Source organism: Coprococcus sp. TM115-187, from assembly GCF_027679115.1.
GTDB classification, from domain to species: domain Bacteria; phylum Bacillota; class Clostridia; order Lachnospirales; family Lachnospiraceae; genus Allocoprococcus; species Allocoprococcus comes.
In genome coordinates this window covers 1-11546 of record NZ_JAQEKS010000007.1, presented here as the reverse complement: position 1 = coordinate 11546, position 11546 = coordinate 1, and the positions used below count along the sequence as shown (strand labels likewise).

Genomic DNA, 11546 nt, shown 5'->3' with positions numbered 1-11546 from the left:
AGAATGAGGGAAAAGGAAAATGGATAAAGAGAAAAATACAGAAGCAGTGAGTGAGGAAAATATTTACTGTCTGAATGGAAGAGTGCCGGTAAAAAAGGCGATTCCGTTCGGACTCCAGCATGTTCTGGCAATGTTTGTGTCGAATCTGGCACCGGTGCTGATCGTGTGCAGTGCGGCATTTGTGAGAGGATCGGAGAATCACTTAAGTGCTGCGGAAATTACGCAGCTTCTGCAGTGCGCGATGTTTGCAGCGGGGATCGGGACCTGTCTGCAGCTTTACCCGGTATGGAAGATTGGCTCCAGGCTTCCGATTGTTATGGGAGTCAGTTTTACCTTTCTTGGTAGTCTGCTGATGATCTGTACCAATTCGGAACTTGGATATGAAGGGATGGTTGGTGCGGTGATCGCCGGAGGTATTTTTGAGGGACTGGTAGGAATGAGTGCCAAATACTGGAAACGGTTCCTGACACCGGTAGTATCGGCATGTGTGGTGATTGCGATTGGGCTTTCCCTCTTGTCGGTAGGAATGGATTCCTGGGGCGGTGGAAACGGAGCAGAAGATTTTGGAGCGTGGTATCATCTTCTGGTCGGATTTTTCACACTGGTTGTGTGTCTGGCTGCCCGTTATCTGTTAAAAGGTGTATACAAGAACCTGAACGTATTGGTTGGTCTGGTCTGTGGGTATCTTCTGTCCATTATATTTACTGTGGCAGGGATTGCACCGATGGTTGATTTTTCAGGAATTACAAAGACGATCGAGCAGGTTGGTGTATTCAGCCTTCCCAAGCTTGTATTTTTTACTTCCCATAAACCGGTTTTTGATCTGGGAGCATTCTTTACTATTGCAATTGTATTCCTGGTATCGGCAGCGGAGACAACGGGTGCAACTACTGCAGTGTGTACCGGTGCACTTGGACGGGATATCAAGATGGAGGAACTGCAGGGGTCTCTTGCCGTGGATGGATTTTCCAGTGCGATTTCAGGATGCTTTGGATGTCTGCCGCTTACTTCTTTCAGTCAGAATATCGGGCTCGTCACTATGACGGGAGTTATCAACCGTTTTACTATTCTGATGGGGGCTTTGATTTTGATCCTTGCTTCTCTGTTCCCGCCACTTGGAGCTTTTTTCAATTCGCTTCCGCAGGCGGTACTTGGAGGATGTACGGTTATGATGTTCGGATCGATCATGTATGAAGGAATTAAGATGCTCAAAGGGTGTGTGTTTGATGACAGAACTATGATCATCGTATCGCTGGCATTCTGTATCGGTGTCGGACTGACGCAGACTTCCGGAAACTTCTTTTCCGCATTTCCGAAGGAGGTAGGAGATATTTTTAATGGAAATGCAGTTGCAGGGGTGTTTGTGGTGTCATTGATCTTAAGTATCTGCCTTCCGAATAAAAAAACAACAGATTTGTAAAATGTGATAAAAATAAGTCAATCAGAAGGAAGAGATGAACGAGGATGAGGACAAAAAGAAAGATCGAAGCGCAGGCGTCTGAACAATTATAATCGAAAATTGTTGAGCAAATAAGGAACTGGCGGCACGATAAAAAGTGTCGCCAGTTCTTTTTTTGTGTGGAAGTGACCAGTTTCAGAAGCTTGTTCATTATATTTGACCAGCTTGGAAGTATTTGCTGCATAGAGCATCGGAATGTTCAGTAAGCTATGATTCCAATTGTAAGAACTAAAAAAGCATGCTATACTTACGGCAGATGAAAAACTGACAGGATAAGACAACAAAGGAGAGGCACATGAATTCTAATTTTGAATATTATAAAGTTTTTTATTATGTGGCGAAGTATGAGAACCTTACAAAGGCATCCAGCGTTCTGAAGACGAGCCAGCCGGCGGTGACGAGAACGATACACAACCTGGAAAATGAACTGGGATGCCGGTTATTTACCAGAAGCAAATCCGGCATGAAGCTGACACCGGAGGGAAGAACCTTTTACAGCTATGTATCGGCAGGGTGCGCCCAGTTTTTTAAAGGGGAAAATGATCTGAGCAATCTGATCAGTCTTGAGAACGGGACAATCTATATCAGTGCGACTGAGACAGCCTTGCACTGCTTCTTGTTCCGGGCAATGGGAGAGTTCAACAGCATTTATCCGAACGTACATTTCAAAATCTTAAATAACAGTACCATGGACTCGGTCAACGCGGTAAAAGAAGGAAAGGTAGACCTTGCATTTGTGTCAACGGATCTGCAGGTAAATAAGCCACTCAGGATGAAGAAACTGCGGGAATACCATGAGGTGCTGATCGGCGGCAGTCGTTACATAGAATTAAAAGGAAGAAAGATTTCATTGGAGGAGCTTTCGGCTTATCCTTGGATCAGCCTGACTTCGGAGGCACTGACAAGAAAATTCCTGAATAATTATTTTGCAGATCATGGTCTGCAGTTTTTGCCGGATATGGAGCTTGCGACGACAGACCTGATCTTGCCGGCAGTCCGTCACAATCTTGGAATTGGATTTGTCCCGGAAGAATTTGCCGAAGAAGAGAAGAAGGCGGAAAATGTATTTGAAATCGAAGTGGAAGAGAAGCTTCCGACCAGAAATATTATTCTGATCTATGATACCGAGTATCCTCAGAGTATTGCATCGAAGGAGTTTCAGAAGTTTCTGAGCAGTCAGAAGAACTAAAGAAGAAATAGATTTTCAAAGTGGATTGTGCAAATCGGTATCCTTTGTAGCCGGGATGTGTATCTGCAAAGAAAAATATAAGGAGAATGCCCCGGAATTTTTTATGTGTGGATCATAAAGTTCCGGAGCATTTTTATATTTGTAAGTATAAAGTTATAAAGTAGAATTTTGGATTAGAAAACGATTGATATTATTTATGCCATTCCCAGTTTCTGATTTCTTCCAGATCCTGTCCATATTCAGCGATGTACTGCTTGTGCTCAACCAGTTTGTCGTTCATCTTCTGAATCAGGAATGATCCCTTATTGCCAAGCTGTGGCAGATGCATGATTGCATCTTTTACAAGGTTGAAACGGTCGATCTGGTTCTGTACACGCATATCAAATGGAGTAGTGATCGTACCTTCTTCCTGATATCCATGAACAGAAATGTTGTGGTTGTGACGTTCGTATGTCAGCTCATGAATCAGTGTCGGATATCCGTGGAATGCAAAGATAACCGGTTTATCTTTTGTGAAGATTGCATCGTATTCTGCATCACTTAATCCGTGTGGATGTTTGTGGTCTGATTCCAGTTTGAACAGGTCAACTACATTGACAACGCGGATCTTGAGCTCTGGCATTTCATCACGAAGGATAGTAACAGCAGCCATAATTTCAAGAGTAGGAGTGTCACCGCAGCAAGCCATAACAACATCTGGTTCTTCACCGCAGTCATTACTTGCCCATTCCCAGATACCGATACCCTGTGTACAATGCTTTACGGCCTGTTCCATAGTCAGCCACTGGCAGCTTGGATGTTTAGACGCTACGATTGCATTGACATAGTTCTTACTCTTGATGCAGTGGTCGAAGCATGAGAGTAAGCAGTTTGTATCCGGTGGTAAATACATGCGGACAACGTCTGCCTTTTTATTGGCAATGTGATCCAGAAATCCTGGATCCTGATGTGTAAATCCGTTATGATCCTGTTGCCATACATTAGATGTCAGGATAAAGTTCAGCGAAGCAATCGGCTGTCTCCATGAAAGCTGGTTGCAGACCTTCAGCCATTTTGCATGCTGTGCTGCCATAGAGTCAACGATACGGATGAATGCTTCATAGCTTGCAAAGAATCCATGACGTCCTGTCAGAAGATATCCTTCCAGCCATCCTTCACACATATGTTCACTTAACATACCGTCCATGATACGTCCGTCTCTTGCAAGGCAGTCATCAGTGTCAAGCAAGTCTGCCTGCCAGTCACGTTTCTGCTCTTCAAATACTTTGTACAGACGGTTGGACATACTTTCATCTGGTCCGAAGATACGGAAGTTCTTACTGTCTTCATTTAATTTGAAGATGTCGCGGATGTATCCGCCAAGTTCGATCATATCCTGAGCTTTTGTCTTGCCAGGTTCTACTTCGATTCCGTATGAGCGGAAATCCGGAAGACGAAGGTCTTTCAGAAGAAGTCCGCCATTTGCATGCGGGTTTGCACCAAGACGGGCATCTCCCTTTGGAGCAAGTTCTGCAAGTTCCGGAATCAGATGTCCTTTTTCATCGAAGAGTTCTTCTGCATGGTAGCTTTCCAACCATTCTTTCAGAAGGTCAAGATGTTCTGGTGATTCCATAGAAAGCGGTACCTGATGTGCACGGAAAGATCCTTCAATCTGAAGTCCGTCAACAACCTTTGGTCCTGTCCATCCCTTTGGAGTACGAAGAACGATCATTGGCCAGAACGGACGGGTAGGATCATTGTTTTCACGGGCATTTTTCTGGATTGCTTTGATTTCTTCGATGCAGGCATCCATAGTCTCAGCCATTTTTCTGTGCATAGTCATCGGATCGTCACCTTCTACGAAGTAAGGTTTCCATCCGCAGCCCTTGAAGAAGTTTTCCACTTCCTCATGAGAAATACGTGAGAAAATGGTCGGGTTACTGATCTTGTATCCGTTCAGATGAAGGATTGGAAGAACAGCACCGTCTGTGATCGGGTTCAAGAATTTGTTGGACTGCCATGAAGTAGCAAGCGGCCCTGTTTCAGCTTCACCGTCACCGACAACAACTGTAGCGATAAGATCCGGGTTGTCCAGAACAGCACCAAAGCCGTGAGCAATTGAATATCCAAGTTCTCCACCCTCATTGATAGAACCTGGTGTTTCAGGAGCACAGTGACTCGGAACTCCGCATGGGAATGAGAACTGCTTGAACATTTTCTTCATGCCTTCCTCATCCTGGCTGATGTTTGGATAAACTTCACTATAGGAACCTTCCAGGTAAGTGTTGGCGATCAGGAAGTTTCCGCCATGTCCCGGACCGGAAAGAAGAATCATATCCAGATCATAACGTTTGATGACACGGTTGCAGTGTACATAGATGAAGTTTTGTCCAGGTACGGTTCCCCAGTGTCCGACGATTTTTTTCTTGATCTGATCCATGGTCAATGGCTTTTTCAGAAGCGGATTATCAAGAAGGTATAACTGACCGGCTGACAGGTAGTTGGCAGCACGCCAGTAGGCATTCATTTTGTTGAGCAGTTCATCAGATAATGGCTGCTTTTCAAGACATAATTTATTGTCTTCCATTTTAGTACCTCTCTCTTTCTCTAATTCATTTTTGTTATTTTTTTAACTGGGTTCATCATATCATGAGTAAAAGATAACGTAAAATAGCAATAATGAATTATATTCATATCAAAATGTTATGGATAGGAAGAGGGGGAGTTCCTTAATTTCGTAATAGGTGGTAGACATTGTGAAAAAATTGAAGTATAATTACGAATAGCTGTTTTTATGTAAGATTTTTGAATAAAGCGTTTAAAATGTAATGTTTTGACGGAGAAAAACAGTGTATATAATGTAGATTGACAGTTTTTTAGTGAGGGAGAATTTATTATGAAGACTACTCTGATTATTATGGCAGCAGGAATCGGTTCAAGATTTGGAACAGGAATCAAGCAGCTCGCCAAGATGTCTCCGAATGGGGAGATCATTATGGATTACTCTATTTATGATGCAAAAGAAGCTGGTTTTGACAAGGTTGTATTTATTATCAGAAAAGATATTGAAGAAGAATTCCGTTCTGTAATCGGAAATCGTATCGGAGATCAGATCGAGGTGGAATATGTATATCAGGATCTTGCAGATATTCCAGCTGGTTTTGAAGTTCCGGAGGGACGTACCAAACCTTGGGGAACCGGTCAGGCAGTCCTGTGTTGTAAAGATGTAGTAAAAGAACCGTTTGTGATCATCAATGCAGATGATTATTATGGAAAGGAAGCGTTTAAGCTTCTCCATGATTACTTGATTGCGCACGCAGAGACAGCAGATAAGATGCAGATGGGCATGGCTGGATTTATTCTGAAGAATACGGTCAGTGAGAATGGAACAGTTACCCGTGGCGTATGCGTGGTAGATGAAAATGGAATGCTTGAACAGATTCATGAGACAACTGGAATCAGTATCCAGGCTGACGGGGTTCACTGCGACAGCGAAGAGGTTCAGAAGTGGATCACACCAGATTCTAATGTATCTATGAATATGTGGGCTGGTTATCCGGATTTCATTCAGGTTCTGGATGAGAGATTTGCAGAATTTTTAAAAGATGAAGCAGGAGATCCTTTGAAAAAAGAATATCTTCTTCCAAATATTGTAGGAGATCTTTTAAAAGAAGGAAATGTGGATGTAAAGGTTCTGGAAACACACGATAAATGGATCGGTATTACTTATAAAGAAGATACAGAACTTGCACAGGCCGGATTCAAGAAGATGACAGAGGATGGCGTTTATCCGAAAAAACTGTGGAATTAAATGAATCCCGGAAGTAAAAAAACAGAAGAGGAAAGAAAAATATGAATGAATTAAAACAGTTAGAGGCACAGAGAGATGATGAGATCGAGATTGATCTTGGCGAGATCTTTCATTTGTTGTTGAATAAATTATGGGTGATTATTCTGTGCTTTATCGTAGGCGGAGTGATTGGGTTTAGTGGGACAAAACTCTTCCTTACTCCGAAATATTCAGCTTCATCAATGATTTATATTTTAACGAAGACAACCAGTGTGACATCTCTTGCAGATATCCAGATGGGATCGCAGCTTACAGCTGATTTTGAAATTCTTGCGACGAGCCGCCCAGTTATAGAAGAGGTGATTGAAAAGTTAAAATTGAAATATTCGTATGATGAGCTTGTGGCAATGATTCAGACAGATAATCAGTCTGATACACGAATTTTGCGCTTTACGGTAATTGATGAGAATGCAAAAGAGGCAAAGGCAATTGCAAATGAACTTGCAGAAGTGACAGCAGAACGAGTAGCGTATGTTATGTCTAGTGATAAACCTAAGATTGTGGAGGAAGCGGTGGTACCTAAAAAAGCTTCATCACCGAATACGATGAAAAATACAATAATGGGAGCGTTGGCGGTTGCATTTTTGGCTATAGGAATTATTGTGATTAAATATTTGGTTAACGATACAGTCCAAAATGAAGATGATATTAAAAAATATCTTGGACTTCATATGCTTGCAGCGATTCCGACAGAAAAGAGGGAATCGATTTGAAAGACAGGACAAGAAAGATTATTGTTGCGGTGTTGCTTGTGATAGCAGTCTGCTGTGCAGGTTATCTGATTTGGTATTACGCCACGGCGGCAAAGACGAAGCAGTCGTATGATGATGCAAAAAAGCTGGCAACGGAAAATGTGAAACCGTCAAAAACAGATAGTGATGACGGAGAGCAGACAAAGCCGGAGATACCGGTTGATTTTACTGTTCTTCAGGAAAAAAATCCGGACATTTACGCATGGATTAAGATTGATGGAACAACCGTTGATTATCCGGTTTGCCAGAATAATGAGGATGATAATTATTATCTATCTCATACCTGGGAACGGGTAGAAGCGGCGGATGGTGCTATTTTTACACAGGCATGCAACAGTAAGAATTTTACAGATTTCAATACGGTTATTTACGGACATCAGATGGGTGAGGGTGTAGATACCATGTTTCATACACTGGATCGTTATCTGGAAGAAGGATATATTGAAAAATATCCAAATGTGATCATTTATACACCAGATCATGTTCTGACTTACCGGATTTTTGCGGCAGTTATTTATGACGACCGTCATCTGATCAACTCTTTCAATTATGTAATGGATGACCAGAGACAGGCTTTCCTGGATTCACTTCAGGATTCCAGAGACCTGAGAAGCCGTTACAGTGATATCGAAAGCGTAGGAACAGAAGACCGGATCCTGTCGCTCAGTACCTGTGTGACGGGAGAATCAAACCATAGACTTCTTGTGGAGGCGGTTCTGACAAATGAAGAATAGAAATCTGGTAATCGTGATACTTGCAGTTATCTGCGCAGGGCTGTTGGCAGGTGTCGTTTATACGGTTACAAAAGGGAAAAGCGGTACGCAGAAAAAACAGGAGGCATCGGCAGAAGCGGGTGCAGACGAAACGGAATCACAGTCCGGAATCATCGAAGAAGACGGAAAGAAATACAAACTCAACCCGGATATCAAGACCGTTCTGTTCATGGGTGTTGACAAGGAAGAAAAAGCAGATCTTGGTAATAACCCGGGAGAAAACGGACAGAGCGACAGCCTGAATCTTCTGGTCCTTAATAAAGAAGAGAAGACGGCACAGATCATTCAGATTTCCAGAGATTCTATGGTGGGAATCGATATTTATGATGTGACAGGTAACAGGCTGATGACGGAAAATGGGCAGATCGCACTTCAGTACGCATATGGGGACGGGGCAGAAGAAAGCTGCCGTCTGACATCCGAGAAGGTATCAGAACTGATGTATGGCGTGAATGTGGATTCTTATTTTTCACTGACGCTGGAGGGGCTGGTTGCAGCAACCGATGCGGTTGGAGGAATTACTCTTACCGTGCCAGAAGATTATACAGCTGTTGATCCTGCATTTGAAAAAGGTGCAGAAGTTACTCTTAATGGGGAACTTGCTGAAAAATATGTCCGTAAAAGAGATATTGAAGTCCTTGACAGTAACAATCAGCGCATGGAACGTCAGTCACAGTTTATGGATGCTCTGATCGAGAAGATGCAGAATATTCAAAGCAAAACAGAGTATCTTTCTCTGTACCAGAAATTGGAGGATTACATGACAACAAATATGACTGCGGATGAGATGGAAGAGCTGGCAGATTATAAGATTGCAGAGGACACCGTGAAAGTTCCGGGTGAGATTATTGAGAAAGACGGACATGCGCAGTATCTGGTAGACAATAAAGAATTAAAAAAAATAATATTAAAAATGTTTTACAAAATAATGTAATTGTAGTATAGTATAGCTTGATATAGCGAATATCAAATAAACTATGTGAGGAGGTCAAAGAAAATGAAGTCAAGAATCTTAAAGACAGTTGGTCTTATTGCAGCTATGGTATCCTGCATCGGAATGACAGCATTTGCAGCACCAAGCCCGGCAGCTTCTACAGTTGTTACAGCTGTAAGCAGCGCGACAGATGCAGACGGTAATGCAGTGAATGTCTCTATCACATCTGAAATCTCGGCAGAATATACACAGGCAGTTGCAGACATTAAGACTGAAGCAAAACTGAAAGAAGTACTTGGGAGCGATTTTAATGCGAATATGACAGTTGCTGATGTTAAGGAAGTTACAGCGCCGGAAGGAGCTAAATTCCCACTTAAGATCACATTCGCAATGAAAGGCGTAACAGCTTCTTCTAAAGTTCAGATCCTGCATTACAATGGATCAGCTTGGGAGAAGATTGACACAACTGTTGCAGATGGAACAGTAACAGGTACATTTAGTTCACTGTCACCGGTTGCATTTGTTGTTGACAAGACAACTCTTACATCCGCTACAGGAACAGCTACTTCACCGGCTACAAGCGCAACAACTGTATCTGCAGTTGCAGTACTTGGACTTGCAGCAGTAGCAGCAGCATTTGGTCTTAAAAAGAAAGCTGTTAGATAATTTTAAAACATATGTTGAAAGCGCTTCTTTATGGCGGTAGTCACCGTGAGGGGCGTTTTCTTTTTGACAGGAGAAATACGTTTTGATGTTAGTAGATATTCATTGTCATATTCTTCCGGGAGTGGATGATGGAGCACCGGATATGGAGACTTCCAGAGCAATGATACGGGATGCCTATGAGCAGGGAGTACGTTATATCATTGCGACTCCGCATTACAGACCAGAGATGTTTGAGCCTTCCATGAAAAAGGTGATCCGGGTATACCATGAACTTCGCGATTATGCTGAAGAAGTTGGAATTGGACTGAGGCTTGGCTGTGAGTATTACCGGAATGAGCAGATGCTCCGGCATCTTGATAAGAAGCTTCGGCCGACGATGCTTGGAAGCAGATATGTTTTGACAGAGTTTTCAACTAATGACAGTTTTGTCACGGTCCGTAATTACATTTATGAGCTGATCACCAAGGGATATCGACCGATCGTTGCACATGTTGAAAGGTATTTTTGCTGTCAGGAACCGGAGAGAATCCAGGAACTGAAAAAACTTGGAGCACAGATTCAGATAAATGCAGATTCCGTATTGGGATATGAAGGACATACGATTAAAAAGTTCTGTGCCGGTCTGATGAAAGATGATCTTGTGGATTTTATAGGATCAGATGCACACAATCTGGAGGGGCGGAAGATGAACCTCGGGAAGTGTGCCGCTTACGTCAGAAAAAAGATGGGACAGGATTATGCGGAAGAGATTTTTATAGATAATCCAAGACGGATATGGAAGAGCAGATAAAGAGATTCAGATAGCCCCGCGTGGGGAAGAAAGCAGGTGTTTTGGTGAAAAAGGTTAATTTATCGATTGAAAAGAAAAGCTACGGGGTGCGTGAATCAATCCGGACATTGCGTACCAATCTGCAGTTTTGCGGAGATGATAAAAGAGTCATTCTTGTAACAAGCTGTGTGCCGGGAGAGGGGAAAAGCTCTGTTTCTGTTGCGCTGGCAGAATCAATTGCAGACATGGGAAAATCTGTTATTCTTGTTGATGCGGATATCAGGAATTCTGTTATGGCATCGAAACTTCAGATTACCGGCGCAGATAAAGGGCTGTCACACTTCCTCTCCGGACAGTGTGTGCTTGCAGATGTGATTATGGCGACAAATATTCCGAAATTTCATATTCTTCTTTCCGGACCGGAGGCTCCGAATCCGACAGAGCTTCTGGAATCCAAACGTTTTACCGGTATGCTGGAGTCCATGAAGAATGTCTATGATTATATTATCATTGACTGTCCGCCGCTTGGTCTTGTTATTGATGCGGCAATCATCGGACATCAGAGTGATGGCGCGATCATTGTTGTCGAAGCAGGTAAGACCAAATACCGTCTGGTGCAGAATGTAAAAGACCAGTTGGAGAATTCGGGAGTGTCCGTTCTTGGTGTTGTCCTGAACAAGGTAGAGCGCAAGAACCAGAAGGGATATTATAACAAATATTATGGCTCACAGAAGTATGAGGGCTATTATGGACACAATGAAGAAACAAAAAATGCATAAAAGTGAAAATAACACTTGCAATTGTTAAAAGTTTCTGTTAAAATAACTATTGTTGTGAGTCTGCAAGATTTGTAAGCGGACATTTCAGATCGTTAGGAGGTGCAATCATGGCTAAATGTGCTATTTGTGAAAAGGGTGCTCATTTCGGAAATAACGTAAGTCACTCTCATAGAAGATCATCTAAGATGTGGAAATCTAACGTAAAATCCGTTAGAGTTAAAACGGAAAACGGCGGAACACAGAAAATGTACGTATGTACAAGCTGCCTGAAATCCGGACGCGTTGAAAGAGCTTAATCTGAGCGGAATGATAAGAACCGAAGCTTTTAAGCTTCGGTTTTTTGCGTGTGCGCCTAGCGGCGCACGTTTCTAACGGGTTAAAGTCCCGAATCCACCC

General features: G+C 42.7%; 11 protein-coding genes. 10 read left to right on the top strand and 1 reads right to left on the bottom strand.

Features of this window, described 5'->3' with window-relative positions; all coding sequences use genetic code 11:
• Window positions 1-19 precede the first annotated feature (19 nt).
• Complete coding sequence (locus PGW42_RS06855; RefSeq protein ID WP_270203173.1) at window positions 20-1420, top strand: uracil-xanthine permease family protein; 1401 nt, start codon at window positions 20-22, stop codon at window positions 1418-1420.
• Between the two features lie 334 nt (window positions 1421-1754).
• Window positions 1755-2648 carry a LysR family transcriptional regulator gene (locus PGW42_RS06850; protein ID WP_055157867.1) on the top strand — a complete coding sequence of 298 codons (894 nt, stop codon included), beginning with the start codon at window positions 1755-1757 and terminating at the stop codon, window positions 2646-2648.
• A gap of 190 nt (window positions 2649-2838) precedes the next feature.
• Here PGW42_RS06850 and PGW42_RS06845 read toward each other — a convergent pair whose 3' ends face one another.
• Window positions 2839-5214: a phosphoketolase family protein gene (locus PGW42_RS06845; RefSeq protein WP_270203174.1), complete on the bottom strand. Its 2376-nt coding sequence runs from the start codon at window positions 5212-5214 to the stop codon at window positions 2839-2841.
• Between the two features lie 309 nt (window positions 5215-5523).
• On the opposite strand from PGW42_RS06845, the gene PGW42_RS06840 reads away from it, so the two are divergent.
• From PGW42_RS06840 to rpmB, 8 genes are all read left to right on the top strand, one after another.
• Window positions 5524-6438, top strand: coding sequence for a nucleotidyltransferase family protein (locus PGW42_RS06840; protein WP_118198327.1), 915 nt, complete (start codon window positions 5524-5526; stop codon window positions 6436-6438).
• 41 nt (window positions 6439-6479) lie between these two features.
• Window positions 6480-7190: a YveK family protein gene (locus tag PGW42_RS06835; RefSeq protein ID WP_117834160.1), complete on the top strand. Its 711-nt coding sequence runs from the start codon at window positions 6480-6482 to the stop codon at window positions 7188-7190.
• Entirely contained in the window at window positions 7187-7963 is a 777-nt protein-coding gene (locus tag PGW42_RS06830; protein WP_270203175.1) for a class B sortase, read from the top strand. The genes PGW42_RS06835 and PGW42_RS06830 overlap by 4 nt, the downstream gene beginning before the upstream one ends.
• Window positions 7953-8936, top strand: coding sequence for an LCP family protein (locus tag PGW42_RS06825; RefSeq protein ID WP_270203176.1), 984 nt, complete (start codon window positions 7953-7955; stop codon window positions 8934-8936). Before PGW42_RS06830 ends, PGW42_RS06825 begins: the two co-directional genes overlap by 11 nt.
• A gap of 63 nt (window positions 8937-8999) precedes the next feature.
• Window positions 9000-9602: a hypothetical protein gene (locus PGW42_RS06820; protein ID WP_270203177.1), complete on the top strand. Its 603-nt coding sequence runs from the start codon at window positions 9000-9002 to the stop codon at window positions 9600-9602.
• 85 nt (window positions 9603-9687) lie between these two features.
• Window positions 9688-10392, top strand: coding sequence for a CpsB/CapC family capsule biosynthesis tyrosine phosphatase (locus PGW42_RS06815; protein WP_270203178.1), 705 nt, complete (start codon window positions 9688-9690; stop codon window positions 10390-10392).
• Between the two features lie 44 nt (window positions 10393-10436).
• Window positions 10437-11150, top strand: coding sequence for a CpsD/CapB family tyrosine-protein kinase (locus PGW42_RS06810; RefSeq protein WP_270203179.1), 714 nt, complete (start codon window positions 10437-10439; stop codon window positions 11148-11150).
• Window positions 11151-11257: 107 nt separating this feature from the next.
• Window positions 11258-11446, top strand: a complete 189-nt coding sequence (gene rpmB, locus PGW42_RS06805) for a 50S ribosomal protein L28 (protein WP_022219990.1) — start codon at window positions 11258-11260, stop codon at window positions 11444-11446.
• Window positions 11447-11546 lie beyond the last annotated feature (100 nt).